This is a genomic window from Mycobacterium sp. 94-17 (genome assembly GCF_035617725.1).
Classification (GTDB): domain Bacteria; phylum Actinomycetota; class Actinomycetes; order Mycobacteriales; family Mycobacteriaceae; genus Mycobacterium.
Genome location: NZ_JAPIYN010000014.1, coordinates 121,767 through 147,477 on the forward strand (window position 1 = coordinate 121,767; position 25,711 = coordinate 147,477).

Genomic DNA, 25,711 nt, shown 5'->3' on the forward strand with positions numbered 1-25,711 from the left:
TCTGTTACACCCGCCAAAACCGTTTCCACAGTGTTCTCTTAAACACGTGATTGCATTGCTTGCGCCCGGACAGGGTTCGCAGACCGAGGGGATGCTCTCGCCATGGCTGGAGCTCGCCGGCGCCGCTGACCAACTGGCGCTGTGGTCCAAGGCCAGTGGCCTCGACCTCGTGCGCCTGGGCACCACCGCATCGACCGAAGAGATCACCGACACCGCGGTGACCCAGCCGCTGGTGGTGGCCGCCACGCTGCTGGCCCACCAGGAGCTGACCGCGCGCGGCCTGCTGTCGGACGCCGAACTGGTCATCGCCGGCCACTCCGTCGGAGAGATCGCCGCCTACGCGATCGCCGGCGTGATCGCCGCCGACGACGCCGTGGCGCTGGCCGCCACCCGTGGCGCCGAGATGGCCAAGGCCTGCTCCCTCGAGCCCACCGGCATGTCGGCGGTGCTCGGCGGAGACGAGGCCGACGTCTTGGCCCGACTCGAGCAGCTCGACCTGTTTCCGGCCAACCGCAACGCCGCGGGCCAGATCGTCGCCGCAGGCGCGCTGACCGCGCTGGAGAAGCTGGCCGAAGACCCGCCGGCACGGGCCCGGGTGCGCGCCCTTGGTGTGGCCGGAGCGTTCCACACCAAGTACATGGCCTCGGCGCTCGACGGCTACGCCGCCGCAGCTGCCTCCGTACAGACGTGCGAGCCCACCGCCACGCTGCTGTCCAATCGCGACGGCAAGCCGGTCGCGTCGGCGGCCGCGGCGATGGAGGCGCTGGTGGCTCAGCTGACCCAGCCGGTGCGCTGGGACCTGTGCACCGCGACGCTGCGTGAGCTGGAAGTCACTGCGGCCGTGGAGTTTCCGCCCGCAGGCGCCCTCACCGGGATCGCCAAAAGAGAACTTCGGGGGGTTACGGCTCGCGCCGTCAAGTCGCCCGCAGACCTGGACGCTTTGGCTGAGCTCTAAAGCCGTTGCACAACCAGTACAACCGCATAAAAAGTCAATTCGACTAACACACAACACATTACGAAGGGAAGCATGCTGTGGCTGTCAGCCAGGAAGAAATCATCGCCGGTATCGCCGAGATCATCGAAGAGGTAACCGGTATCGAGCCGTCCGAGGTCACCCCTGAGAAGTCGTTCGTCGACGACCTGGACATCGACTCGCTGTCGATGGTCGAGATCGCCGTCCAGACCGAGGACAAGTACGGCGTCAAGATCCCCGACGAGGACCTCGCCGGTCTGCGTACCGTCGGTGACGTCGTCTCCTACATCCAGAAGCTCGAGGAAGAGAACCCCGAAGCCGCCGAGGCGTTGCGCGCCAAGCTGGAGACCGAGAACCCCGACGCGGTCGCCAACGTCAAGTCCAGGTTGGAAGCGGACAAGTGAGCAAGCCTTCCACTGCTAATGGCGGTTACCGCGGCGCTCCTTTCAAGGACGTCGTGGTAACTGCCGTCGCGGCAACGACATCTGTCGCGCCGGACATCGAGAGCACGTGGAAGGGTTTGTTGGCCGGCGAGAGCGGCATCCACGTCCTCGAAGACGAGTTCGTCACCAAGTGGGACCTGCCCGTCAAGATCGGTGGACACCTCAAAGAGCCCATCGACGAGCACATGGGCAGGCTCGACCTGCGCCGCATGTCCTACGTGCAGCGGTTGGCCAAGCTGCTCAGCGGCCACCTGTGGGAGACCGCCGGCAGCCCGGAGGTCGACCCCGACCGGTTCACGGTCGTGGTCGGCACCGGGCTCGGTGGCGCCGAACGGATCGTGGAGAGCTACGACCTGATGAATGAGGGCGGCCCCCGCAAGGTTTCGCCGCTCGCCGTTCAGATGATCATGCCCAACGGTGCCGCGGCAGTGGTGGGCCTGCAGCTCGGTGCCCGTGCCGGGGTCATCACCCCGGTCTCGGCCTGCTCGTCGGGTTCGGAGGCGATCGCGCACGCGTGGCGTCAGATCGTCATGGGCGACGCCGATTTCGCCGTCTGCGGCGGGGTCGAGGGTCCCATCGAGGCGCTGCCCATCGCGGCGTTCTCCATGATGCGGGCCATGTCGACACGCAACGACGAGCCCGAGCGCGCGTCGCGGCCGTTCGATAAAGACCGCGACGGCTTCGTATTCGGTGAAGCCGGTGCGCTGATGATCATCGAGACCGAAGAGCACGCCAAGGCCCGGGGCGCCAAGCCACTGGCCCGGCTCTTGGGTGCCGGCATCACCTCGGACGCGTTCCACATGGTGGCGCCGGCGGCGGACGGCGTGCGCGCCGGGCGCGCCATGACCCGGTCGCTAGAGCTGGCGGGCTTGTCCCCCAAGGACATCGACCACATCAACGCACACGGCACCGCGACGCCCATCGGCGACTCCGCCGAGGCCAACGCCATCCGGGTCGCCGGTTGTCAGGAGGCGGCGGTGTACGCACCGAAGTCCGCTCTGGGGCACTCGATCGGTGCCGTCGGGGCGCTGGAATCTGTTCTCACGGTATTGAGCCTTCGGGACGGCGTGATACCACCGACACTCAACTACGAGACCCCCGATCCCGAGATCGATTTGGACGTTGTCGCGGGCGAGCCCCGCTACGGCGACTTCCGTTATGCGGTCAACAACTCATTCGGGTTCGGTGGCCACAACGTGGCACTCGCCTTCGGGCGTTACTGAGTCAAGGCGTCCGGCGACGACGCGGGCCGCGAACGCCCGAACAGGAGCCGGACAAATCTGGAAGGAAAGTTTGCAGGACCCATGACAGAGCTGGTTACCGGAAAAGCACTCCCGAATGTGGTCGTCACTGGCATCGCCATGACGACCGCCCTGGCAACCGACGCCGAGAACACATGGAAGTTGTTGCAAGACGGCCAGAGTGGCATCCGCACCCTCGACGATCCGTTTGTCGAGGAATACGACCTGCCGGTCCGCATCGGCGGCCATCTGTTGGAGGATTTCGACAGCCAGCTGACTCGCATCGAGCTGCGCCGGTCCGGATACCTGCAGCGGATGTCCACCGTCCTGGGCCGGCGGGTATGGGAGAATGCCGGCTCGCCGGACGTCGACACCCGCCGATTGATGGTGTCCATCGGCACCGGCCTGGGCTCGGCCGAAGAGCTGGTCTTCAGCTATGACGAAATGCGCACTCGCGGGTTCAGGGCGGTGTCTCCGCTAACCGTGCAGAAGTACATGCCCAACGGTGCCGCCGCGGCGGTCGGGCTGGAACGGCACGCCAAGGCCGGGGTGATGACGCCGATATCGGCGTGCGCGTCCGGTTCAGAGGGCATCGCCCGCGCCTGGCAGCAGATCGTGCTCGGCGAGGCCGACGTGGCGATCTGCGGCGGCGTGGAAACACGAATCGAGGCGGTGCCGATCGCCGGGTTCGCCAACATGCGCATCGTGTTGTCCAGCAACAATGACGACCCCGCCGGTGCGTGCCGCCCCTTCGATCGGGACCGCGACGGGTTCGTGTTCGGCGAGGGCGCTGCGTTGATGGTGATCGAGACCGAGGAGCACGCCAAGGCGCGTGGCGCGAACATCCTGGCCCGGATCATGGGGGCCAGCATCACCTCGGACGGGTTCCACATGGTAGCGCCGGATCCCAACGGCGAACGCGCCGGGCACGCGATTTCGCGGGCCATCCAACTCGCGGGCCTCACCCCCAACGACATCGACCATGTCAACGCCCACGCCACCGGCACCTCGGTGGGTGACCTCGCCGAGGGCAAGGCAATCAACAACGCGCTGGGCGGTCACAGGCCGGCCGTCTACGCCCCCAAGTCCGCTCTCGGCCACTCGGTGGGTGCGGTCGGTGCCGTGGAATCGATATTGACCGTGCTCGCGCTGCGCGACCAGGTGGTCCCGCCCACGCTCAACCTGGAAAACCTCGACCCCGAAATCGACCTCGACGTGGTGGCCGGCAAACCACGCCCGGGCAACTACGAGTACGCGATCAACAACTCATTCGGGTTCGGCGGACACAACGTGGCCATCGCCTTCGGGCGCTACTAAACCCGGGCACCACCGAGCATCAGGAGACCTGCGATGACAATCACGTCCCCCGAGACGGTTAACGAGTCGCTCGACCCTCGCGACCCGCTGCTGCGCCTGAGCACATTCTTCGACGACGACACCGTCGAGCTGCTGCACGAGCGCGACCGTTCCGGTGTGCTTGCCGCCGCGGGCACCGTGAACGGCGTGCGCACCATCGCGTTCTGCACCGACGGCACCGTGATGGGCGGCGCCATGGGCATCGAGGGCTGCACGCACATCGTCAACGCATACGACACCGCCATCGAGGAGCAGAGCCCGATCGTGGGCATCTGGCACTCCGGCGGTGCCCGGCTGGCCGAGGGCGTGAAGGCACTCCACGCGGTGGGCCTGGTTTTCGAGGCGATGATCCGCGCGTCCGGCTACGTCCCGCAGATCTCGGTGGTCGTCGGCTTCGCGGCCGGGGGCGCCGCCTACGGGCCGGCCCTGACGGACGTCATCGTGATGGCCCCGGACAGCCGGGTGTTCGTCACCGGGCCCGACGTGGTGCGCAGCGTCACCGGCGAGGACGTCGACATGTGCTCGCTCGGCGGCCCGGAGACCCACCACAAGAAGTCCGGGGTGTGCCACATCGTCGCCGACGACGAGCAGGACGCCTACGAGCGGGGTCGCCGCTTGGTCGGATTGTTCTGCCAGCAGGGCCATTTCGACCGCGACAAGGCCGAGGCCGGTGACACCGACATCCACGCGCTGTTGCCCGAGTCGGCGCGGCGGGCCTACGACGTGCGTCCCATCGTGACCGCGGTCCTCGACAGCGAGACCCCGTTCGACGAGTTCCAGGCCAACTGGGCGCCGTCGATGGTGATCGGCCTGGGGCGGCTGTCCGGCCGCACGGTCGGTGTGCTGGCCAACAACCCGCTGCGGCTGGGCGGTTGCCTGAACTCCGAAAGTGCCGAGAAGGCAGCGCGTTTCGTGCGGCTGTGCGACGCCTTCGGCATTCCGCTGGTGGTGATCGTCGACGTGCCCGGCTATCTCCCCGGTGTCGACCAGGAGTGGGGCGGCGTGGTGCGCCGCGGCGCCAAACTGCTGCATGCGTTCGGTGAGTGCACGGTTCCGCGTGTCACGCTGGTCACCCGAAAGACCTACGGCGGTGCCTACATTGCGATGAACTCCCGGTCGCTCAACGCGACCAAGGTGTACGCGTGGCCGGACGCCGAGGTCGCGGTGATGGGCGCCAAGGCCGCAGTCGGCATTCTGCACAAGAAGAAGCTGGCCGCCGCGGCGGACCACGAGCGCGAAGCCCTGCACGATCAGCTGGCCGCCGAGCACGAGCGGATCGCGGGCGGCGTGGACAGCGCCATCGAGATCGGCGTGGTCGACGAGAAGATCGACCCGTCGCACACCCGCAGCAAGATCACCGAGGCACTCGCCCAGGCGCCCGCGCGCCGCGGCCGGCACAAGAACATCCCGCTGTAATTTCTATCCATCCGCGAGCGTAAGCCCACGGCGAAAAGCCAGTCTGGAAATCGCAGTCCACTTACGCTCGCGGATGTTCGCGGCCCAGGATCGCCGAAAGCGCTTGCCGCAACTGCGCTTCGGGGTCGGCGGGGAGTTCGTCGATGCGCCACCCGACGAAATCGTCCGGCCGTATCAGCAGCGCTCCCTGCGGCGGAAGCCCGGTAGCCGCGGCCCACTCGTCGCTGTAGAGGCGGTGCGCAGTCAGCGACACCGAAGCCGCTGCGGCACACCATCGTTCGTCTCCGGACAGCACGGTGAATTGAGGTCCCAGCAGATCGAGCGTCGAGACGCCCTCGCGCACCCAGACGTGCGGCAGCCGGGTGCCGGGTTGGGCGCGCAGTTCGTCCACCAGACCGCCACCGTCCACATCGCGCGTCACGACCGCGGCCGAGCGGTACCGGTATCCGATGAGCAGCTCGAACATCGAGCACTCCTCGTCGGCGGGCAGCCGCGGCGCATCGCCACCCGCCCGCAGCAGCGACACCGACGGCCCGGTCAGCGACTGGCGCGCGGCGAATCGACCGACCGGATGACGCTCGGCCTGATAGGTCGCCAACAGCCCCGGCGCGGCGCTGCCCTGCACCACGGCGGCGAGTTTCCAGGCCAGGTTGTGCGCGCTCTGCATGGCGGTGTTGGCTCCCCCGGCTTTGAACGGCGGCATGGTGTGCGCCGAATCCCCGACGAGAAACGCACGCCCGCAGTCGAACTGGTCGGCCACCTGCTCGTAGGGCTGCCAGGCCGCGACCTCGATGATGTCGATGTCGATCCGCTCGCCGATCGCCTTGGTGAGCAGCTCCCGGCAGCGCCGCGGTGTGAACTGTTCGGCCGTCTCGCCCGCGCCGGGAAGATAGGTGGTGATGAACATGCCCAGATCACCTTGGGCGACCAGGAATACGCCGTCGACGTCGTCGTTTTTCACCTGCACGCCGTCGCCGTCGTGCAGCTCCGGGATGAACCGTCGCCATGGTGCCCGGAAGTAGACGAAGACGACATAGATGGGCAGCGCGCCGTACCCGGATGTGCTGATGCCCAGTGTCTTACGTATCGGGCTGTGCACACCGTCGGCACCCACGAGATAGTCGGCGCGGATGGTCTCCGATGCCCCGGACTCCACGTCGCACACCACCGCGGTCACCCCGGTGTCGTCCAGCTGGAACGAGGACAGCTGGGTGCCGTAGCGCACCTCGTTGCCGCCTCGCCGCGCGGCGTCACGCAGGATCGGCTCGAGCCGGCTCTGCGGGCAATACTGTGCCGCCGGCTCGGGGCTGAGCTTGTCCAGCCCGGCGAAGATCGCCTCGATATCGAGCGCCGGTTCTTCGACGGCGCTGTTGAGCGTGGGCCTGACCACCAGGGCCGAGACGTGCTCGGCGACCGCCCGCACCTGCTCCTGGAGGCCGAGGCCGCGCAGGATCTCGGAGCTGCGCAAACTCAAGTTGCGGGCTTTCGGGTAGAGGAAGAATTCCCGTCGCTTCTCGACCAGCAGCGAGCGCACTCCGTGCTGGGCCAGCAGCGCCGACGTGGTCAGCCCGCCGACACCGGCCCCGACGATGAGCACCGGACGACGCGTCACCATCGCGATCACCGCCTCGGATCCAAGCCACACTTATTCTGATAGAAACTATCATAATATAGTAACTGTCAGATTATGCCGGGTGTAGCGCACGGCCAGGTTGACACTCCGGCCCGAGTGGGTAAACAACCCACCAGCGCGGCGTCAGTTCAAATCGGTCCTCAACAGAAGGCGGCATCGGATGGTTCGTGAAGAGGGGGGCCGGTGGGACGTCGGCATCCAGAACAACGCGGTTTACGTCGGGCGCATCTCGGAGAGCGACGAGCGGGTGTTCGACGATTCGTTATCGGCTGAGGAGGCCCGCGATCTCGCCGGCTTGCTGACGAAGTTCGCGGCCAAGCTCGAAGAGGCCTCCGAGAAGACGGAAGAATCCAAAGAGGACGAAGACTCGAAGGACGACGACGACTCGAAGGACGACGAGGACTCGGAAGACGAAGACAAAGACAAGTCGGACTAGGTCAAATATTCACAGGCCGGGAGCCGGCCAGCCATAGCGCGCCAGGAAGTCCTCGGCCAGTGTGACCACCCGCTCGCGATCGCCCGCCACCAACCCGATCCGGGTCCGCCGGTCCAGGACGTCGGAGACGTCCAGCGCGCACTCGTGGGTTATCGCGTACTCGAATTCCGCTCTGCTGACATCGATCCCCTCCGCCACCGGCTCGGTCGGCCGGTCGCAGGACGCGGCGGCGACGACCTTGGGCGCCTCGGCCCCGTAGCGTTGCACCAGCGACACCGGCAGCGCGGTGTCCGGCGGCGCGGCCGACCCCGGATTGGCCGGCGCCCCGATCAGCGGCAGATTGCGGGTCCGGCATTTCCCGGCGCGCAGCCGACGCACCCGGATAGCCCGATCCAGCACATCCTGTGCCATATAGCGGTATTCGGTCAGCTTGCCGCCGATCACGCTGATCAACCCGGCCGCCGATTCCACGACGGCATGCTCGCGGGAGACGTCGGCGGTGCGGCCTTCGCCGGTGTCGATCAGCGGCCGCAGACCGGCGTACGCGCCGATCACGTCGGCGTCGGTGAGGCCGGTTCCCAACGCGGTGTTCACGGTGTCGAGCAGGAACGTGATCTCGTCGACCGACGGTTCGGGCACATCGGGAATGGCACCGGGAGCCGCTTCGTCGGTCAGACCCAGATAGACCCGCCCCAGCTGTTCGGGCATGGCGAAGACGAAGCGGTTGAGCTCGCCGGGAATCGGAATGGTCAGCGCCGCAACCGGATTGCCGAAGGACTGAGCATCGAAGACCAGATGCGTGCCTCGGCTGGGACGCAGCCGCAACGCGCCGTCGATCTCGCCCGCCCATACCCCGGCCGCATTGATCACCGCGCCCGCCGACACGTCGAATGATTCCCCGCCGCGCATGTCCGTCAGGCGCACCGAGGTGCCGGTCGCCCGCGACGCCGAGACGTGGGTCAGGATCCGGGCGCCGTGTTGCGCCGCGGTGCGCGCAACCGCGGTGACCAGTCGGGCGTCGTCGATCAACTGCCCATCGTAGGCCAACAAGCCGCCGTCCAGCCCCTCGCGCCGCACGGTGGGTGCCATCTCCACGACGCGCTGCGCCGAAACCCGGCGCGAGCGAGGCAACGTCGATGCCGGTGTGCCCGCGAGGAATCGCAGCGCGTCACCGGCCAGGAAGCCGGCGCGCACCAGCGCCCGCTTGCCCGGACTCAGCGAGGGCAGCAGCGGCACCAGTTGCGGCATCGCATGAACCAGGTGAGGGGCGTTGCGCGTCATCAAGATTCCGCGCTCGATGGCGCTGCGCCGGGCAATGCCCACATTGCCGGTCGCCAGGTAGCGCAGCCCGCCGTGCACGAGCTTGGAGCTCCACCTACTGGTGCCGAACGCCAGATCGCGTTTCTCCACCAGCGCCACCCGCAGCCCACGAGCCGCGGCGTCCAGCGCGATCCCGGCACCGGTGATGCCGCCGCCGATCACCACGACGTCCAACGACTCACCGTCGGCAAGCGCAGTCAGGTCGGCCGCGCGGCGCGCGGCGTTCAGGGCGGTCAGGTCGGATGTCACGACAGATATCCGTTCAGCGAGTACGCGAGCTCCCTGGCCAGCGCGTCGGAGTCGAGCATCGGCTCGACGATCCCCGCCGACTGGATGGTGGACTGCGCGATCAGCAGCACCATGGTCGCCATCTGAACCGGGTCGCCGAGCCGGACGCTGCCGTGCCGCTGAGCGGCTCGCAGCCGGGCGGCGAGCGCGTCGATGAGCACGCGCTGGCTGGTCCCCAGCCGTTCGGTGATGTACGTCGACGCCAGGTCCGAGTGCAGCACCGACATCACCAGTCGATCCGCCCGCAGCCGGTCGGTCACCGAAACAATCTGTCGCACAATCGATTCCCGATCATCTCCCAACAGCGGAGCCCTACGCATCACCTCGGTGACATGCTGGGTCAACAGCGCCGCGACAATCGACTGGGTGTCCGGCCACCGCCGGTACACCGTCGGCCTGCTGACACCCGCGCGCCGGGCTATCTCGGCCAGGGTCACCCGCTCCACGCCGAAATCCACCACACAGCTGGCCGCCGCAGCGAGGATGCGTTCACCGGTATCCGGTTCAGCATTACGGATTGACAACATGTGTAATACTGTAACGCATGACCGACCCGCAGGCGCTGTTGCCACCGATGAAATGGAACGCGTGGGGAGATCCCGTCGCGGCCAAGCCGCTCTCGGAAGGGATCCGGTCACTGCTCCAGCAGGCCGTGGGCATCGAGGGGTCACACGCGACCGAACTGGGATCCGAGCAGGTGCAGTTGCGCCCGTCGGCGCTGTCGCAGTCGGATCAGCAGGCCCTGGCCGACATCGTTGGCGCCGAATACTGCCGCACCGCGGATGCCGATCGCTTGCTGCACGCGGGCGGCAAATCCACCATCGACCTGCTCGACCGCACGCAGCGCGGCCCACAGGATGCGCCCGACGCCGTGCTGCTGCCCGGCGATGACGAAGCCGTTGCGGCGATCCTGCGCTACTGCTCACAACATCGCATCGCCGTCGTGCCCTTCGGCGGGGGCACCAGCGTGGTCGGCGGGCTCAACCCCGACCGCGGGGAGTTCCCCGCCGTCATCTCGCTCGACCTGCGCCGGTTCGACCAACTGATCTCGCTGGACGAGGTGTCCGGCCAGGCCGTTCTCGGGGCCGGGGTCACCGGCCCGGGCGCGGAGCGTCTCCTTGGCGCACAAGGCTTTTCGCTGGGCCATTTCCCGCAGAGCTTTGAGTACGCCACCGTCGGCGGCTTCGCCGCGACCCGCTCCTCGGGTCAGGACTCGGCGGGCTACGGCCGGTTCAACGACATGGTGCGGGGGCTGCGCGTGGTCACCCCGGTGGGCACCATGGACCTGGGTCGCGCACCTGAATCCGCCGCGGGCCCCGACCTGCGCCAGCTGTTGATCGGCTCGGAGGGGGCGCTGGGCGTCATCACCCGGGTGCGGCTGCGCCTGCACCGCACGCCGCAAGCGGTGCGTTACGAGGCGTGGTCGTTCCCCGATTTCGACACCGGGGCCGCCGCCCTGCGCACGGTCACCCAAAATGCCACCGGCCCCACCGTCATTCGGCTCTCCGACGAGGCCGAGACCGGAGTGAACCTGGCCACCACCGAGGCGATCGGCGAGTCCCAGATCACCGGTGGATGCCTGGCCATCACCGTGTTCGAAGGCACCGAGGCACACGTCGAGAGCCGGCACGCCGAAACCAGCGCGCTGCTGGCGGCTCAGGGCGGGAGCTCGCTGGGCGAGGGCCCCGCTCAGGCCTGGGAGCGTGGCCGATTCGGCGCGCCGTACCTGCGCGATTCGCTGCTCGCAGCGGGCGCGCTGTGCGAGACGCTGGAGACCGCCACCGACTGGTCGAACGTCGTCGCCCTGAAAGCCGCTGTCACACAAGCACTTACCGAGGCGCTCGCCGCCACCGGCACGCCCGCTCTGGTGATGTGTCACATCTCCCACGTCTATCCCACCGGCGCCTCGCTGTATTTCACCGTCGTCGCCGGGCAACGCGGCAACCCGATCGAGCAGTGGAAAGCCGCGAAAAAGGCGGCGTCGGATGCCATCATGGCCACCGGCGGGACCATCACCCACCACCACGCGGTCGGCGCCGATCACCGGCCGTGGATGCGCGAGGAGATCGGCGAGCTGGGAGTGCAGGTGTTACGCGCGGTCAAGGCGACATTGGATCCGGCCGGAATCCTCAATCCCGGCAAGCTGATTCCGTGACGGCGCAGTTGCGCCGCCGAGAAATCGGCAAGGTGATCGCGCTGACCAACCCGGTGTCGGGCCACGGCGCCGCGGTGCGCGCCGCCCAGCTCGCGATCGCCCGGCTGCACCGCCGCGGCGTGGAGGTCGTCGAGATCATCGGCGACGACGCCCAAGACGCACGGCATCTGGTAGCCGCGGCCCTGGAAAACGGCACCGACGCGGTCATGGTGACCGGCGGCGACGGCGTGGTCTCCAACGCCCTGCAGGTGATAGCCGGAACCGACATCCCGTTGGGAGTGATCCCGGCCGGCACCGGCAACGACCACGCCCGCGAATTCGGCATTCCCACCAAGGACGCCGAGGCGGCTGCGGACATCGTCGTCGACGGCTGCACGGAATCCATTGACCTGGGCCGGATTCGGGCGAGCGACGGAACCGACAAGTGGTTCGGCACCGTCGCGGCCACCGGCTTCGATTCGCTGGTCACCGATCGCGCGAACCGGATGAGCTGGCCGCACGGCCGATTGCGTTATTACGTCGCGATGCTCGCCGAGCTGTCGCAGCTGCGGCTCTTGCCGTTCCGCATGGTGCTCGACGGCACCGAGGAGATCGACGCCAAGATCACGCTCGCCGCCTTCGGCAACACCCGCAGCTACGGCGGCGGGCTGCAGATCTGTCCTGACGCCGATCACGCCGACGGTCTGCTCGACATCACCATGGTGCACGAGGCATCCCGCACCAAGCTGGTCCGCCTGTTCCCCACCGTGACGAAGGGCACCCACGTCAACCTCGCTGAGGTGAGCACGGCCCGGGCCAAATCCATCCACGTCGAGTGCCCCGGCATCAACGTCTACGCCGACGGCGACTTCGCCTGCGCGCTGCCGGCCGAGATCTCCGTGGTGCCGGGCGCGCTGCAGATCCTGCGGCCGGCGCCGCGGTAAATCCAACACGCTGGCGGATGCGCTAGCGCTTTTCAGACCCGCTTATTGCTTCCAGAGCGGCGGGCCGCCGCGGGAGCTAACCGACTCCGCGGCTCAGCCAGGTGACCTCGCCGACGTCGCCGCCCTCGCGGTAGGCCTCGAGCGCCTCGTCCCAGGCGGTGCCCAGCACCGAATCCAACTCGGCGGCCAGGGTGTCGGCGCCCTGGGCCATCATCGACCGCAGCCGCATCTCCCCGACCATGACGTCGCCGTTGGCGCTCATCGCCCCGCTCCACAGGCCGAGCTGCGGGGTGTGGCTGAACCGCTGGCCGTCGACGCCGGGGCTGGGGTCCTCGGTGACCTCGAACCGCAGCACGGACCAGGACCGCAACGCGTTGGCCAGTTTTGCGCCGGTGCCCACCGGCCCCACCCAGTTGGTGACCGCGCGCAGCTGCCCGGGCATCGCCGGCTGGGGCGTCCAGGTCAGATTCGCCTTGGCGCCCAGGGACGACGACAACGCCCACTCGACATGCGGGCATACCGCCGCGGGCGACGCGTGCACGTACACCACGCCGGTCGTCACGTCGGCGAATTGATTCGACGCTCGCATTTCCTGCTCCTTCGGTTCCACGAGGGACGTCTTCCCCAACGACCTGCGGACCCGACAAACAGGGCAGCGTGCTCGAATCTTCGATTTTTTGTGTGTCGTGCGTGTCTATTGTGCCTTGTGATACCCCTGTTGCGCTAGTGTGCATTTCCCACTAGCCATATTCGGCTATCACGGCGTCGGAAATCGCGGGCCACGGCCGCAACGCCCACTCGCCGAACTCCCGGTCCGTGAGGACCACCAGGGCGAGCTCTTTTTCGGGATCCGCCCAGATGAAGCCGCCCGCCTGGCCGAAATGCCCGTACGTTCGCGCGGAATTCCGCGCGCCCGTCCAATGCGGCGATTTAGCGTCTCGGATTTCGAAACCCAGCCCCCAGTCGTTGGGCCGCTGCACCCCGTAGCCCGGCAGCACGCCGTCCAGGCCGGGAAATTGCACCCTGGTGGCCTCGGTGTGCAGGTCCTCCGAGACCGTCGCCGGCCGCAGCAAGTCCCCGGCGAACGAGGCCAGGTCCGCGACCGTGGACCTCGCCCCGAAACCGGCGGCCACCGCGCCGCCCTCCAGCCGGGTCGCCGTCATGCCCAGCGGTTCGCACACCGCCTCGGTCAGATAGCGCGCGAATTCGATGCCGGTTTCTCGCTCCACCGTCTGGCCCAGCACCGTGAAGCCCTGGTTGGAGTAGATGCGGCGGGTTCCGGGCGCGGCCAGCACCCGGTCGGAGTGCATCGACAGGCCCGAGGTGTGGGCGAGCAGGTGGCGGACGGTCGCCCCGGGCGGGCCGGCCGGCGCGTCGAGCGCGATGGCCCCTTCCTCGATCGCGACCTGCACGGCCCGGGCCGCCAGCGGCTTGGTCACCGACGCGAGCTCGAACACCCTCCCGGTGTCGCCGTAACCGGACAGCACGCCGCCGGGCCCCACCACCGCGCCGGCGGCGGCCCCGACGGCCCAGTCCGCCAGGGCGTCAAGGGGCGCCATCACTTCCTGGCGATGTAGTAGTTGTTGATCGGGTCCGACTCGACCTCGGCCACACGCACGTCGCCGAACCCGGCGTCGCCCAGCATCGAGACGGCCAGTTGCGTCCCCCAGGCGGTGCCCAGCCCGGCGCCGTTCAGCGCCAGCGACACCGTCATACAGTGCATCAGCGACGTCGCATACAGGTAGGTGCTCATCGGAACGCCGACGTTCTCCTCGAGCCGGCTCGACGCCCTGATGTCGGCCATCAGCAGCACACCGCCGGGCCGCAGCGCCCGGTAGATGTTTTCCAGCACCCGCGCCGGCTGTGCCTGATCGTGGATGGCGTCGAAGACGGTGATGACGTCGTAGGACTGTTCTTTCGAGGCCATCTCCGGCCCGGCGAGATTAAGGCTTTCGAAGGCCGCGTTGGTCAGCCCTCGCTCGGCGGCTTCCCGGATCCCGGCCCCGATGGCCTGCTCGGAGAAGTCGATGCCGGTGAAGCGGCTGGCCGGAAACGCTTGTGCCATCACGTTGATGGCGTGTCCGCTACCGCAGCCGAAGTCCGCCACGTCGGCCCCGGACCGCAGCCGGTCAACCAGGCCGTCCACCAGCGGCAGCACCACGTCGACCAGAGCGGTGTCGTAGACCACGCCGCTCTGCTCGGCCATCAGCGCGTGAAAGCGGGGGAACTCGCTGTACGGCAGCCCGCCTCCGGCGCGAAAACACCCGATGATCTTCTGTTCGACCTCGGCGAGTAGCGGAAAGAGCAGCGCGACCAACGCCAGGTTGTTCGGTCCGGCGGCGCGCGTCAGCACCTTGGCGCGCTCCCCGGGCAGCGAGTAACTGGCGGCGCCGGGGTCGTACTCCACGACGCGTCCGGTGGTCATGCCGGCCAGCCACTCCCGGACGTAGCGTTCGTTGAGCCCGGCCGCCTCGGCGATCTGCTCGCTGGTGGCGGGTGCCAGCCCGGCCATGGTGTCCAGCAGCCCGGTCTGATGACCGATGCTGAGCAACAGCGTCAGGCTGGCGCCGTCGATGGCGGTGGTGATGCGCTCGGTGAATTCTTCGGTGGTTTCCCAGGCCGTCACGCCCAGGGACGCTACACCCGGTGACCGGGCCACACGGTGCCAACGGCGGATGGGTGGACAACCCGCCGCGAGATGTATGACGGCGACCGCTAGTTTGGAGCGCATGAGTCAGACAGTGCGCGGTGTGATTTCACGTAAGAAGGGTGAGCCCGTTGAGGTGGTGGACATCGTCGTCCCGGATCCCGGGCCCGGCGAGGCGTTGGTCGACGTCATCGCCTGCGGCGTGTGCCACACCGACCTGACCTATCGCGAGGGCGGCATCAACGACGAGTATCCCTTCCTGCTCGGCCACGAGGCCGCCGGCCGCGTCGAGGCCGTCGGGCCCGACGTCACCGCCGTCGCGCCCGGCGACTTCGTCGTGCTGAACTGGCGCGCGGTGTGCGGGCAGTGCCGGGCCTGCAAGCGCGGCCGCCCGCATTTGTGCTTCGACACCTTCAACGCCACCCAGAAAATGACGCTGACCGACGGCACCGAACTCACCCCCGCCCTGGGCATCGGGGCGTTCGCCGACAAGACCCTGGTCGCCGCGGGCCAATGCACCAAGGTCAACCCCGAGGCCGACCCCGCCGTGGCGGGCCTGCTGGGCTGCGGGGTGATGGCCGGGCTGGGCGCGGCGTTGAACACCGGCGCGATCACCCGCGACGACACCGTCGCGGTCATCGGCTGCGGCGGGGTGGGCGACGCCGCGATCGCCGGTGCGGCCCTGGTCGGGGCCCGACGCATCATCGCGGTGGACACCGACGACACCAAACTGGACTGGGCCCGCGGCTTCGGCGCCACCCACACCGTCAACGCCCGCGACGCCGATGTGGTGACCGCGATTCAAGACCTCACCGAGGGCTTCGGCGCCAACGTGGTCATCGACGCCGTCGGGCGCCCCGAAACCTGGAAGCAGGCCTTCTACGCCCGCGACCTCGCCGGAACCGTTGTGCTGGTCGGCGTTCCGACCCCCGACATGCAACTGGACATGCCACTGGTCGACTTCTTCTCCCACGGCGGGGCGCTGAAGTCCTCCTGGTACGGCGACTGCCTGCCCGAACGCGACTTCCCCACCCTGATCGACCTGTACCTGCAAGGCCGGCTGCCGCTGGAGAAGTTTGCCTCCGAGCGAATCGGGCTAGACCGCATCGAGGAGGCGTTCGGCAAAATGCATGACGGCACGGTACTGCGCTCAGTGGTGGTGCTCTAAATGGTGTCCATCGACCAGGTCATTACCCACGGCACTTTCGAACTCGACGGCGGCAGTTGGGAAGTCGACAACAACATCTGGCTCATCGGCGACAACTCGAACGTCGTGGTGTTCGACGCTGCGCACGATGCCGCACCGATCGTCGAGGCGGTGGGCGGTCGCCACGTGGTGGCCGTGGTGTGCACACACGGCCACAACGACCACGTCACGGTGGCACCCGAGCTTGGCAAGACGCTCGACGCCCCGGTGTTGCTGCACCCCGGCGACGAAGTGCTGTGGCGAATGACGCACCCGGACAGCGACTTTCGCTCCGTTTCCGATGGCGACACGTTGCAGATCGACGGCACCGAGATCACCGCGCTGCACACTCCGGGCCACTCCCCGGGATCGGTGTGCTGGTACGTCCAGGACATAGGCGTCGTATTCAGCGGCGACACCCTGTTCGCCGGCGGCCCCGGCGCAACCGGCCGTTCGTATTCGGACTTCCCCACCATCCTGCGGTCGATTTCCGGGCGGCTCGGCAAGCTACCCGGCGAGACCGTCGTACACACCGGCCATGGCGACAGCACCACCATCGGCGAGGAGATCGTGCACTACGAGGAGTGGGAGGCCCGCGGCCACTGATCCGCGGCCCACTGATCCGCTCAGGCCGCCCCGATCACCCGCGTGACCACTATCGTTGACCCCATGCGGCCCGAACCCCAGATGCCCGAATCGAGCGTTGTGGTGCGGCCCGAGCCCGTCTACAGCGAGGCGTCGCGGCTGCGGGCCGCCGGTCTGGCCCACGCGATTGCGGCGTTCGAGCGCGCCGCCGAACAGGTGACGCTGCCCAAGGCTCCGCAGCCGATCGTCGTCGCCGACTACGGCGCAGCCAACGGCCACAATTCGCTCAGGCCGTTGTCGGCGGCCATCGCGGTGTTGCGCCGCCGCACCCGCCACGATCACGCAATCCTGGTGGCGCACACCGATGTACCGCACAACGACTTCACGGCTCTGTTCGAGACGGTGGGGCACGACCCGGAAAGCTACCTGCACGCCGACACCGCGACGTTCACCTCTGCGGTCGGCCGTTCGTTCTATGGCCAGATCGTGCCGTCCCAGACGGTCAACCTGGGCTGGTCGTCGTGGGCGAGCCAGTGGCTGAGCCGAACTCCGTGCGAGGTGCCCGATCACGTGCATGTGTCGCGCAGCGCGGACGACGCCGTGCAGTCGGCGTATGCCGATCAGGCCGCACTGGACTGGCACAACTTCGTCGCCTTCCGCGGCCGTGAGTTGGCTCCCGAGGGCCGGCTGGTGGTGTTGACGCTGGCCGCCGACGACGACGACACGGCGGGCTTCGCCCCGCTGCTCGATGCCCTTGTCGAGGCGTTGGGCGATCAGCTGCGCGACGGCCTGCTGCACTCAGATGAGTTGCGGCGCATGGTGATTCCCACTGCCGCTCGCGCCGAGAAGGATTTCCGCGCCCCGTTCGCACCGAAGGGCCGATTCGAGGGCCTGATGATCGAGCACCTCGAGACGTTCAACGCCGAGGACCGGTTCTGGGCCCGCTACCAGGTGGACAACGACGCCGAGACCTTCGGCGCGCAGTGGGCGGCCTTCGCCCGGTCCGCGATGTTCCCCGCACTGCTGGCCGCACTCGACGGCGGGATCCGCGACGAGCGGGCGGCGGAATTCGTCGAGCGGCTGGAAGGCGGGCTCGCCGAGCAGCTGTCGAGAGCGCCCGAGCCGATGCGGATTCCCCAGGCGTTGGTGGTGCTGGTCAAGCGTGACGCATCGAACTGATGAGAGTTTCGGCACAACCTCGCAGCGGGTAACCCTTCGTCACCTGCGACGGCAAAGGGGTAGATGCATGAGTGTGCAGGATGACAAACAGGCTGATCAAGAAGATCGAGCTGAGCAAGATCGAGATGAGCAAGAAGATCGAGCCCAGCAAGAGGGGCGAACTCAGCAAGAAGATCGAGATGAGCAAGACGGCGAGCAACACCTGACCGAGAAGCCCGAGCCGGACGAGGACGACAAAAAAGTGGCCGCCAAGATGATGGAGGCCTACAAGGACAAGCCCACGATCGTGCTGCCCGGTACTGGCGGAAGCGTGTCCGGCACCGCGGTCAACGACTGGCTGGACGAGGACGGCAATCCCAAGCACGAGGAGCCCGAGGGTGGCGAATCGGGCGCGGACGCGGAGGGCCGCGAGAAGGCCCAGGACAAGAGCCAGGACAAGGGCCAGGACGTGGATGACGACACGCGCGACGAGCAGGCGCTGCAGGACCAGATCGAGAAAGACAAGGCCCTCAACGATCAGCTCAGAGAGGCCGCGAAGGAAGAGAATAAGGGCGAAAAAGGCTGAGCCACACCGGAATTCCCGATCGATGGCTCAGCGGCCGAGTAGCGAGCCCGTCGCGCCGATGCCCAGGTTGCCCTCGATCTCTTGAATGATCTGGTTGACCCGGCCGAGCCCGGGAATCGGCTCGTTGATACCCGGGATGGGCGGCAGAGCCTGCGGGGTCGCCCGGGGTGTGGTCGTCGTCGGTGTCTCGGTTTCGGCGGGTGGCGTGGGATCAGAGGTCGACGGCACCGGAACGTCCGGCGCCGCCGGCCCGGCCGAGGCGCTGACGGGCGGCGGTGGCGCGACAGCCGGCGCACCGGGAGCCGGCGTGTTCGGCGAGTTCACTCCGGTCAAGCCGAGTCCCAGGCCGACCCCCAGCCAGAGCACGGCAGCGACCGCGACGGCGACCGCCGCCATCCGCGGCGGCTTCCGGCGCGAAAGCAGCCTCTTCCGTTTTCGGGTCTCGACCGTCCCGACGGTGGCTTCCGGGTCCGGCCGGCCCGGCACCAAAGCCGGTGCGGCGGGCGCCGACAGCGTCTCGCCGGGATGGCCGTGCGCCACCCGCAACGCGGCGCCGACCGCGGCCGCGAGTTGCGGGCGCGGCGTCGTGGCCACCGTAACCCGAAAGTGCCGTGCCAGCGCGGTGGTGACGGTCGGCAGGTGCGCCATGCCGCCCGTCGCGACCACCGCGATGAGATCCCGGATTCCGTTGCGCGCCAGCGCTTCTTCCAGAGCTGCGAGCACGCCGTCCAGCGCAGGGCGGATCGCGTCGTCAAGTTCGTGTCGGGTGAGCCGGACTTGGCCGCGCGTCCCGGTCAGCCCGTCGGTCAGTGTGGCCAGAGTGCTCGAGGACAGCTGTTCCTTGGCGATCCGGCATGCGCTGCGCAGCCGGCTCAGCGAGCCGATCGCCGCAGTGCCGGACGGGAACGCACCGGTGGTCGGCATGTTGGCGACGGCGACACCCAGCAGCGCCTGATCGACCAGGTCGCCGGAGAAGTCGCGGTGCCGGACGGTCGGGGCCAGTGCCCGGTAGTCGCCGCCGGCCCCCATCAACGTGATGCTGGTGCCGCTGCCACCGAAATCGCAGACCGCCACGCTTCCGCGCTGCGGTATGCCGGGGTCGGTGCGCACGGCGAGCAGCGTCGCCGCGGCGTCGGGGATCAGCAGGATGGGGCGCCGGCGTTGCGACCATTCGGGGATCTCGCCGAGGGCGGCGCCGAGGGCGTCCACCGCGGGTGACTCCCAGTGGGCCGGGTAGGTCACCGCGACGTCGTCAGGCACCGCACGGCCGCCGGTGGCGGTGTAGGCGAGCGCCCGCAACGCGTCGGCGAGCAGCACCTCACTGCGGTGCACCGAGCCGTCGACCGCCACCACGCCGCGCGGGTCCCCGATCCGGTTGACGAAGCCCGTGACCACCACTCCGGGCCCACGCAGCCTCGGGTTCTCCGCGGGCACGCCGATCTCGGCGGGACGATCCGGGTAGCGCGTCAGGACGGGCTTGCGGGTGACGGCGTTGTCGGCGGTGACGGCCGCGAGGTTGGTGGCACCGATCGACAACCCCAGCGCGGTCCCCACTCCATTGGCCATATCCCGTCCCCCGCATTCGCAGCGCCAACTCGCATCCGGCTCTGGCCGCCATTGTGCCGCCGCAACCTGTATTGCGTGTCAACGGCGGCTATGCGCCCGCTGTGCGCCGGTCAGCGAATGCACCCTGCCCCGGCGATCAGCGGCAGGTCGAGCGGAGTCACCCAACCGGGCCGCAGGTCGTTGACCGCCGGCACGGCATTCAACGCCCGCAGGCCGGTCGCCAGGCATCCGGCTGCGGCCGCGTCCCGGCCGGAGCCGTCGGTGAACCGGAACGCGGTCTCCTGGAAGATGCTCGGGGTGCCCTCGATGTCCACTCGGTAGACGTCGTTGTCGTGGCCCGTCGGCCAGTCCGGGGCGGCGTCGAGACCGATGCGGTTGACGTGTTCGAGCTGGATGCGGGTCTCCCCCTGATACACGCCGTTGATGGTGAACCGGACCGCGGCCACGTGCCCCGGCTTGATCACGCCCCGGGCTGAGTTGCGCTCCGTCGGGGTCACCCACTTGTCCCAGGTGGTGGTGATCTCGTCGAGCATGATGCCGGCGGCGTGCGCGATCATCGGGATCGTGGCGCCCCACGCGAAGATCAGCATGTCACGGTCTTGCAGCATCGGCGCGAACTCCGGCTCGCGGCCGATGCCCATCTCGAGTTCGTAGTCACCCTCGTAGTTGGTGTAGTCCAGCAGCTCCGACGCCCGAACCCGGCGCACCTCGGAGCACAGCCCCATCAACGTCATCGGGAACAGGTCGTTGGCGAATCCGGGGTCGATGCCGGTGGTGAAGCAGGACGACTCCCCCAACTCGCAGGCCTCGGTGATCGGCTGGATCCAATTCGGCGGGTTGAGGCTCATGGTCGGCCAGACCCACGGTGTCATCGCGGTCGAACACACGTCGATCCCGGCGCGCAGGAACCTGGTGATCAGCGAGATGTTCTGCTTGGCGTGCATCGCCGTCGGGCCGTAGTGCACCAGCGCGTCGGGCTTCAGCGCGATCAGGGCGTCGATGTCGTCGGTGGCGGTGATCCCGACCGGCTCGGGCAGCCCGCAGATCTGGCCGACATCGCGGCCGACCTTGTCGGGGTTGCTGACGCCGACGCCGACCAACTCGAACAACGGATGCTTGACGATCTCCGGGATCACCATCTTGCCGACGAACCCGGTTCCGTACACCACCACGCGCTTTGAGCCGTTCATCGACATCCTTCGACCTTCCGTTTCGCCGGCCCCCGTCGCTTCACAGTAAGCGGCGCGCTGTGACCTCTGGCACCCCGTCCCGCTAGGTGACACGATGCAATCCATGAGAATGCACCTCGCCGGGTCGTCGATGCTGCTGGCCGTCGGTTTCGGGTTCGCGAACGCATGCGGCGTGGCCCACGCCCTTCCCCAGATGCCCAAGGTCCGCTACGAGATCAACGGGCCCGCGGTCGCCGAAAACATTTACTACCAGACCGACAACGGACAGCTGCATCAGGTGAACGCGCCGCTGCCGTGGTCGACGGAGTTCACCGGCTATGGCGGCGAGGTGTTCACCGTCAGCGCGCAAGGGCCCGCGCCCATTTCGTGCAAGATCCTGGTCGACGGCAACGTGGTGAGCGCCGCGACGGCATCCACGGGCGCGCCCGCCAGAACCGTCTGCACGCACTGACCCCGCGCCGCCCTTTCACGACGAAGTGCCACGACGAAGGAGGTCTCGGTGAGCCTCACGACGGGTCCCGCAAAAGGCCTGGCGCCGCGGGCGAACGGGGCTCCACCGCCCGACATTTCGCTCGCCGACATCCATCTCGATTCGCTGGACTTCTGGGAGTGCGACGACGACGTCCGCGACGGCGCTTTCGCCACCTTGCGCCGCGAGGCTCCGATCTCGTTCTGGTCCCCGATCGAGTACGAGGGGTTCGAGCCCGGCGCCGGGCATTGGGCACTGACCAAACACGACGACGTGTATTTCGCGAGCCGCCACCCCGACATCTTCAGCTCCAGCCCCAACATCACGATCAACGACAACACCCCGGAGATCAGCGAGTACTTCGGCTCGATGATCGTGCTGGACGACCCGCGGCACCAGCGGCTGCGCTCGATCGTCAGCCGCGCGTTCACCCCGAAGGTGGTGGCGCGCATCGAGGCCTCGGTCCGCGAGCGGGCCCGCCGGCTGGTCGCGGGGCTGATCGCCGATCATCCCGACGGCGAGGCCGAGCTGGTCAGTGAGCTCGCCGGCCCGCTGCCGCTGCAGGTCATCTGCGACATGATGGGCATCCCCGAGGAGGATCATCAGCGCATATTTCATTGGACCAACGTGATTTTGGGGTTCGGCGACCCGGATCTGGCCACGGACTTCGACGAGTTCCTCAAGGTGTCGATGGACATCGGCGCCTACGCTTCCGCGCTGGCCGAGGACCGGCGGGCAAATCACCACGACGACCTGACGACCAGCCTGGTGGAGGCCGAGATGGACGGGGAACGGCTGTCGTCGACGGAGATCGCGTCGTTCTTCATCCTGCTGGTGGTGGCCGGCAACGAGACGACGCGCAACGCGATCAGCCACGGCGTGCTGGCGCTGTCCCGCTACCCGGCCGAGCGGGAGAAGTGGTGGTCGAACTTCGACCTCCTGACCCCCACTGCCGTCGAGGAGGTCGTGCGGTGGGCCTCGCCGGTGGTCTACATGCGGCGCACGCTGACCCGGGACTTCAAGCTCAGCGGCACCAAGATGAAGGCCGGCGACAAGGTCACGCTGTGGTACAACTCGGCGAACCGCGACGAGTCGACGTTCGACGAGCCCTGGGCTTTCGACGTGGCGCGCACCCCCAATCCGCACTTCGGCTTCGGCGGTGGCGGCGCCCACTTCTGCCTGGGCGCCAACCTGGCTCGTCGTGAGATCAGGGTCGTCTTCGACGAATTGCGCCGCGAGATACCCGACATCGTCGCGACAGACGAGCCCGCTCGGCTGCTCTCGCAGTTCATTCACGGCATCAAGACACTGCCGGTGGCCTGGACCCCGCCGCGCTAGCCGCGAATTGCGCTCTGTCCGAAGGTATATCGCCATCTCGAATCCGATAGCGCATGCGCTATCACTCCCGGGCTTACGCAGGCCGCACGCTGTGTGCGCGGATTTTGTCGACGTCCGGCGAAAAACCAGACCCGGCGCCGACCAACGCCCCTAGAATTCACCGCTGAGGGATGGAGGCGGAGATGAGGTTTTCACGCCTGCGGGCAGTGTGCGGCATGACCGTCATGGCGCTGTCGGGTTCCTGCGCGATCGCCACCGCCGCACCAACACAGCCGGGGTCGCACACCGAGAAGTGGATCGATCTGCGGGCCGGAGAATGCGTGACCGATCTGCCGCCGGCCGACGGCAGCCGCGTCAACGTGAACGTAGTCGATTGCGCGACAGCCCATTTGGCCGAGGTGTATCTGCGCGCGCCGATGGGCGTGGACGCAGCCGTCGCCGCGGTCGCCAATCGCGACTGCGCGGCCGGCTTCGCCCCGTACACCGGCCAATCCGTTGCGGGCAGCCGGTATTCGATCACCTACCTGATCGACTCGAACCAGGACCGCACCGGCGCCAACCCCACACCGAGCACCGTCATCTGCCTACTGCAGTCCGCCAACGGACAGCCGCTGACAGGTTCCGCGCGCCGTTGAGTGCGCCTAGGCGATGACGTAGTCGCTGAGCGGGAAGTTCCGGTTTTCGCGCACCGCATTGAGCGTCGACGTCGGCCGCAGCAAGGTCGCCTCACCGCTGGGATTGAAATAGTAGGACCGCGAGGTCGCACAGTCGCCGTTGTTGAACACCGAGCTTTCCAACCGTTCGTGCATCCGCTCGAGGAAACGGCTGTTCGCCTCCTCGGTCACCTCGAAGGTCGTCGCGCCGCGGCGCTTGACCTCACCCAGAAGCCGATCGATGTGCCGCATCTGGTATTCGATGGTGTGGAAGAACGAGAACCCGGCGAAGGCAAAGGGACTTGCCAGGCCCAAGTAGTTGGGGAAGTAGGGCACCGACACGCCCTGGTAGGCCTGAAATCTGGTCTCCCGCCACCACTTCCCTAGGTTGCGCCCTTTGCGGCCAATTACCTCGATGGCCGGGAAGTTGGCCTCCCACAGGTCAAAACCCGTCGCCAGCACCAAGGTGTCGATCACGGTTTTACGCCCGTCGGCGGTGACGATGCCGTCAGCCTCGATGCGCTCGATCGTGTTCGTCTCCAAGTGCACATGCCGCTCGGTGAAAGCGCGATAAAAGTCGTTGGACATGGTGGGCCGCTTGCAGCCGCAGTCGTAGTCCGGTGTCAACTTGGCGCGCAGCTCCTTGTCCCGGAGCGTCCTGAACCGGTTGATCTTGGCCAGGTCGGCGAAGCCGATGTTCCCCCGCCCCCGGGTTTCCCGAAAGCGCAGCGCACCGACGACCAAGATGACTTCCATAACGATGTCGGTAACCCAGCGCAGCGCACGTTGCGCTGCGGGCAGCCGGGCAAACAGGCGTTGCACGCTTGGAGAGAACGGAAAATCGGGCTTGGGCAGAATGTGCGCCGCGGTGCGCTGGTACACGGTCAGGTCGGCGGCCTCTTTGGCGAGCTCAGGGATGACCTGCACCGCGGACGCCCCGGTGCCGATGACCGCGATGCGGCGACCCTGGCAGCTGTAGTCGTGGTCCCACGCGGTGGTGTGGACCACCTTGCCTTGGAAGCTCGCGATGCCCGGGATGTCGGGCATGCGGGGCTGGGATAAGAATCCGGTCGCGGTGATCAGGAAGCGGCAGGTCAGGCTTTCAGCGCCGGCCAGCGCCACCCGCCACATCGCGGCATCCTCATCCCACTCGGCGCCCTCGACGGTCGTGTTGAACCGCATGTGGCGGCGCACGTCGTACTTGGTGGCCACGTCGTGGGCATACTGCTTGACCTCGGCGCCCGGCGCGAACAGCCGTGACCAGTCAGGATTGGGCTCGAACCAGTACGAGTACGTGGTCGAGGGGATGTCGACCGCGACGCCCGGGTAGTGGTTGACATGCCAGGTGCCACCCAGGTCGTCCTCGCGGTCGAGAATGATGAAGTTGTCGAATCCGAGGCGCTTGAGCTGAACGGCGGCGCCGATGCCACCGAAACCTGCACCTACGATGATCGCGTCGAAACGGTCCGTCTCCACAGCCTTGCTCCGTGCTACCTGTTTCCGTACCTAACGAATGATAAGTTTTCACTAAGATACGTAACTCTAATAGGGCGCCACGCCGAACGCATCCGAGCTTTGCGAGTATGTGACCCTCCTGACACCCGCGCGGTAACTCATCGACGGGTCTATCAGAACCGCCCGTGCGGCCACCAACCACGGAAAAGGCCGCGCCGTCAAGGGTTCCGCGACCCTCACTCGCGGTCGGCGCCCTCGGCTCCTACCCCGCATGCGCCAGTGACATTGACGGGAAATAAGATCGGAGTTCACCTCGTCGAAACCCGTTACCCGCGTTGCCATGTCGCCGCCTTGTGAACAGCGAACGCCAGATCTGGCCCATGCCGCTTCCCGGCTACCCTGAATGGACAACACCAAACGACGACTTTGAAGATTTGCTGCGCGGCTGGGGCAGCGGCGACGTGGCCGTTACCCGCCGCTATTCGCGCGCCCTGGGGATACAGGAAAAGATCACTGATTGGTAACAACTTGACAGTTTGGGAGGGACTCGCATGGGCACTTTTGACGGCATGATCGCACGTCACATGGTTTTTTCGGTTGGTTCAGCAGTACTCGCGGCGTCGGGTGTGGCCGTGTCGGCCCTGTCCACGTCCGTGATCCCCACCGCGTCGGCCCAGTGTCCGGACGTGCAAGT

At 67.6% G+C, this 25,711-nt stretch carries 26 protein-coding genes and 1 pseudogene; 18 read left to right on the forward strand and 9 right to left on the reverse strand.

The genetic code is table 11. From position 1 onward, the window contains the following. The first annotated feature begins 46 nt into the window (after positions 1-46). The 5 genes from OQ789_RS17180 (at position 47) to OQ789_RS17200 (ending at position 5,429) form a co-directional block, all read left to right on the forward strand. Positions 47-955, forward strand: coding sequence for an ACP S-malonyltransferase (locus OQ789_RS17180; protein WP_324687231.1), 909 nt, complete (start codon positions 47-49; stop codon positions 953-955). 77 nt (positions 956-1,032) lie between these two features. Continuing rightward, complete coding sequence (gene acpM, locus OQ789_RS17185) at positions 1,033-1,377, forward strand: meromycolate extension acyl carrier protein AcpM (protein ID WP_324687232.1); 345 nt, start codon at positions 1,033-1,035, stop codon at positions 1,375-1,377. Further along, the gene (gene kasA, locus OQ789_RS17190) at positions 1,374-2,639 is read left to right on the forward strand and encodes a 3-oxoacyl-ACP synthase KasA (protein ID WP_324687233.1); all 1,266 of its coding nucleotides are present in this window, start codon (positions 1,374-1,376) and stop codon (positions 2,637-2,639) included. The genes acpM and kasA overlap by 4 nt, the downstream gene beginning before the upstream one ends. Before the next feature lie 81 nt (positions 2,640-2,720). Then, positions 2,721-3,974 carry a 3-oxoacyl-ACP synthase KasB gene (gene kasB, locus OQ789_RS17195; protein WP_324687234.1) on the forward strand — a complete coding sequence of 418 codons (1,254 nt, stop codon included), beginning with the start codon at positions 2,721-2,723 and terminating at the stop codon, positions 3,972-3,974. Between the two features lie 33 nt (positions 3,975-4,007). Next, complete coding sequence (locus OQ789_RS17200) at positions 4,008-5,429, forward strand: acyl-CoA carboxylase subunit beta (protein ID WP_324687235.1); 1,422 nt, start codon at positions 4,008-4,010, stop codon at positions 5,427-5,429. Between the two features lie 61 nt (positions 5,430-5,490). Here the strand turns inward: OQ789_RS17200 and OQ789_RS17205 are convergent, their stop codons facing one another. Continuing rightward, a complete protein-coding gene (locus OQ789_RS17205; RefSeq protein WP_324687263.1) occupies positions 5,491-7,044 on the reverse strand; it encodes an FAD-dependent monooxygenase in 1,554 nt (517 codons plus the stop codon). A 178-nt stretch (positions 7,045-7,222) separates the two neighbouring features. Here OQ789_RS17205 and OQ789_RS17210 point away from each other — a divergent pair, with 178 nt between their 5' ends. After that, positions 7,223-7,498, forward strand: a complete 276-nt coding sequence (locus tag OQ789_RS17210; RefSeq protein ID WP_324687236.1) for a hypothetical protein — start codon at positions 7,223-7,225, stop codon at positions 7,496-7,498. A 9-nt stretch (positions 7,499-7,507) separates the two neighbouring features. Here the strand turns inward: OQ789_RS17210 and OQ789_RS17215 are convergent, their stop codons facing one another. Both OQ789_RS17215 and OQ789_RS17220 read right to left on the reverse strand, forming a co-directional pair. Next, complete coding sequence (locus tag OQ789_RS17215; RefSeq protein ID WP_324687237.1) at positions 7,508-9,067, reverse strand: glycerol-3-phosphate dehydrogenase/oxidase; 1,560 nt, start codon at positions 9,065-9,067, stop codon at positions 7,508-7,510. Further along, complete coding sequence (locus tag OQ789_RS17220; protein ID WP_324687238.1) at positions 9,064-9,633, reverse strand: TetR/AcrR family transcriptional regulator; 570 nt, start codon at positions 9,631-9,633, stop codon at positions 9,064-9,066. The genes OQ789_RS17215 and OQ789_RS17220 overlap by 4 nt, the downstream gene beginning before the upstream one ends. A 47-nt stretch (positions 9,634-9,680) precedes the next feature. On the opposite strand from OQ789_RS17220, the gene OQ789_RS17225 reads away from it, so the two are divergent. Next, entirely contained in the window at positions 9,681-11,261 is a 1,581-nt protein-coding gene (locus OQ789_RS17225; protein WP_420716139.1) for an FAD-binding oxidoreductase, read from the forward strand. After that, a complete protein-coding gene (locus OQ789_RS17230) occupies positions 11,258-12,184 on the forward strand; it encodes a diacylglycerol kinase (RefSeq protein ID WP_324687241.1) in 927 nt (308 codons plus the stop codon). Before OQ789_RS17225 ends, OQ789_RS17230 begins: the two co-directional genes overlap by 4 nt. Positions 12,185-12,260: 76 nt before the next feature. Here OQ789_RS17230 and OQ789_RS17235 read toward each other — a convergent pair whose 3' ends face one another. From OQ789_RS17235 to OQ789_RS17245, 3 genes are all read right to left on the reverse strand, one after another. After that, complete coding sequence (locus OQ789_RS17235) at positions 12,261-12,773, reverse strand: DUF3145 domain-containing protein (RefSeq protein ID WP_324687242.1); 513 nt, start codon at positions 12,771-12,773, stop codon at positions 12,261-12,263. 151 nt (positions 12,774-12,924) lie between these two features. Next, a complete protein-coding gene (locus OQ789_RS17240) occupies positions 12,925-13,743 on the reverse strand; it encodes a serine hydrolase domain-containing protein (RefSeq protein WP_324687243.1) in 819 nt (272 codons plus the stop codon). After that, positions 13,743-14,810: a class I SAM-dependent methyltransferase gene (locus OQ789_RS17245; protein ID WP_324687244.1), complete on the reverse strand. Its 1,068-nt coding sequence runs from the start codon at positions 14,808-14,810 to the stop codon at positions 13,743-13,745. The genes OQ789_RS17240 and OQ789_RS17245 overlap by 1 nt, the downstream gene beginning before the upstream one ends. A 103-nt stretch (positions 14,811-14,913) precedes the next feature. Between OQ789_RS17245 and OQ789_RS17250 the strand changes: the two genes are divergently transcribed. From OQ789_RS17250 to OQ789_RS17270, 5 genes are all read left to right on the forward strand, one after another. Then, on the forward strand, positions 14,914-15,999 hold the full coding sequence (locus OQ789_RS17250; protein WP_324687245.1) for an S-(hydroxymethyl)mycothiol dehydrogenase: 1,086 nt from the start codon (positions 14,914-14,916) through the stop codon (positions 15,997-15,999). After that, positions 16,000-16,623, forward strand: a complete 624-nt coding sequence (locus tag OQ789_RS17255) for an MBL fold metallo-hydrolase (protein ID WP_324687246.1) — start codon at positions 16,000-16,002, stop codon at positions 16,621-16,623. It begins immediately after the preceding gene. Between the two features lie 63 nt (positions 16,624-16,686). Next, complete coding sequence (locus tag OQ789_RS17260; RefSeq protein ID WP_324687247.1) at positions 16,687-17,781, forward strand: SAM-dependent methyltransferase; 1,095 nt, start codon at positions 16,687-16,689, stop codon at positions 17,779-17,781. An 80-nt stretch (positions 17,782-17,861) separates the two neighbouring features. After that, entirely contained in the window at positions 17,862-17,987 is a 126-nt protein-coding gene (locus OQ789_RS17265) for a hypothetical protein (RefSeq protein ID WP_324687267.1), read from the forward strand. Next, a complete protein-coding gene (locus OQ789_RS17270) occupies positions 17,984-18,346 on the forward strand; it encodes a hypothetical protein (RefSeq protein ID WP_324687264.1) in 363 nt (120 codons plus the stop codon). Before OQ789_RS17265 ends, OQ789_RS17270 begins: the two co-directional genes overlap by 4 nt. A 27-nt stretch (positions 18,347-18,373) precedes the next feature. Here OQ789_RS17270 and OQ789_RS17275 read toward each other — a convergent pair whose 3' ends face one another. Together OQ789_RS17275 and OQ789_RS17280 are read right to left on the reverse strand one after the other, a co-directional pair. Further along, positions 18,374-19,912, reverse strand: a complete 1,539-nt coding sequence (locus tag OQ789_RS17275; protein WP_324687248.1) for an Hsp70 family protein — start codon at positions 19,910-19,912, stop codon at positions 18,374-18,376. Between the two features lie 110 nt (positions 19,913-20,022). Continuing rightward, complete coding sequence (locus tag OQ789_RS17280) at positions 20,023-21,108, reverse strand: dihydrodipicolinate reductase (protein ID WP_324687249.1); 1,086 nt, start codon at positions 21,106-21,108, stop codon at positions 20,023-20,025. Positions 21,109-21,205: 97 nt separating this feature from the next. Between OQ789_RS17280 and OQ789_RS17285 the strand changes: the two genes are divergently transcribed. From OQ789_RS17285 to OQ789_RS17295, 3 genes are all read left to right on the forward strand, one after another. Then, positions 21,206-21,553 (forward strand): MmpS family transport accessory protein, encoded by a 348-nt coding sequence (locus tag OQ789_RS17285; RefSeq protein WP_324687250.1) that lies wholly within the window; start codon positions 21,206-21,208, stop codon positions 21,551-21,553. A 48-nt stretch (positions 21,554-21,601) separates the two neighbouring features. Further along, positions 21,602-22,909 (forward strand): cytochrome P450, encoded by a 1,308-nt coding sequence (locus tag OQ789_RS17290; RefSeq protein ID WP_324687251.1) that lies wholly within the window; start codon positions 21,602-21,604, stop codon positions 22,907-22,909. Between the two features lie 224 nt (positions 22,910-23,133). Next, entirely contained in the window at positions 23,134-23,544 is a 411-nt protein-coding gene (locus OQ789_RS17295) for a hypothetical protein (RefSeq protein ID WP_324687265.1), read from the forward strand. A 6-nt stretch (positions 23,545-23,550) separates the two neighbouring features. On the opposite strand, the gene OQ789_RS17300 is transcribed toward OQ789_RS17295, so the two are convergent. Further along, on the reverse strand, positions 23,551-25,038 hold the full coding sequence (locus OQ789_RS17300) for an NAD(P)/FAD-dependent oxidoreductase (RefSeq protein WP_324687252.1): 1,488 nt from the start codon (positions 25,036-25,038) through the stop codon (positions 23,551-23,553). A 332-nt stretch (positions 25,039-25,370) separates the two neighbouring features. Here OQ789_RS17300 and OQ789_RS17305 point away from each other — a divergent pair, with 332 nt between their 5' ends. Beyond that, positions 25,371-25,541 carry a hypothetical protein gene (locus OQ789_RS17305; protein ID WP_324687253.1) on the forward strand — a complete coding sequence of 57 codons (171 nt, stop codon included), beginning with the start codon at positions 25,371-25,373 and terminating at the stop codon, positions 25,539-25,541. A 27-nt stretch (positions 25,542-25,568) separates the two neighbouring features. After that, a pseudogene (locus OQ789_RS17310) lies at positions 25,569-25,711 on the forward strand (cutinase family protein); the annotation flags it as partial.